This is a genomic window from Streptomyces sp. UH6 (assembly GCF_013421635.1).
GTDB classification, from domain to species: Bacteria; Actinomycetota; Actinomycetes; order Streptomycetales; family Streptomycetaceae; genus Streptomyces; species Streptomyces abyssomicinicus.
Genome location: NZ_JACADT010001457.1, coordinates 1 through 1,009 on the forward strand (window position 1 = coordinate 1; position 1,009 = coordinate 1,009).

Consider the following 1,009-nt stretch of genomic DNA (forward strand, 5'->3'; position numbering starts at 1 on the left):
GGGCGAGGTTCTGCGCGACGGACATCGGGCGGCCGGAGGCGGTGTTGCGGGCGTGACCGGCGGCGACGGGCCGCTGGGGGGCGGTGTCACCGAGGAAGGCGGGGCGTATGCCGAGCGGTTCGAGGAGGAGCGCCCGCACCGCCTCCCGCCAGGTCATGCCGGTGACCTCCTCGACCAGCCGGCCGGCCGCCACGTATCCGGCGTTGGAGTAGCTGAAGCCGGTGCCGGGGGCGAACAGGAGGTCGCGCGGGGAGCAGACCGAGGCGAGGTGGCGGGCCGCCGTCCAGCCGGCGGCGGTGTCGGAGTCCGGGCCGGTCGGCAGCCCGGAGGTGTGGCTGAGCAGGTGACGGGCGGTCACCTCCGGTAAGCGGCGCAGCTCCGGCAGCAGCACGGCGGCGGGCTCGTCGAGTTCGAGGTCGCCGTCCTCGGCGAGGAGCGTGACGACCGCGGCCGTGCACAGCTTGGTCACCGAGCCGGTCGGCACGGCGGTGTCCTCGGTGAAGGGTGCGCCCGTGGCGGCGTCGGCGGTACCGGTGTGGACGCTGATCACCTGGGTGCCGGTGTGCAGCGCCAGCTGCGCGCCGGGGACCCGGTGCGCGCGGGCGAGTTCGTCGAAACGGCCCTGGAGCGAGCGGTGGCCAGGGGCCGGGCGCCTGTCGGCGACCGGTGTAGGGGGCACGTGCGGCATGGAACGGAGCCTCCTGGGAACTGGTGCTCTGGTGCTCTGGCGACGTGACACACCGACCGGACCGGGGACGGATCCGGCCGGCAGGGGGACGCTGCGCCGCACGTTCGTGACGTTCGTGCGCGGGGCCGACCCGGGAAGGCCGGCCGCCTGGGCCGAGAGAGAGACTAAGCACAACTGCCGTGAGGCGTCTGCTAACTAGTGATTCTGGGCCATACACATCCAGACACTGATGGCCCAGCTCAAAACACCCCAGGATTTCACAGAAAGTAACCTGCCGTGTTCTCCCGGTCCGCCCGCGCGGAGCCGGGGAAGGGAAGCGGC

Annotated in this window: 1 protein-coding gene; it reads right to left on the reverse strand. The window is 72.7% G+C overall.

Annotated features, from left to right (window positions below):
• On the reverse strand, window positions 1-688 hold a 688-nt coding region (locus HW445_RS32575; RefSeq protein WP_180224336.1), incomplete at its 3' end, for a serine hydrolase.
• Window positions 689-1,009 lie beyond the last annotated feature (321 nt).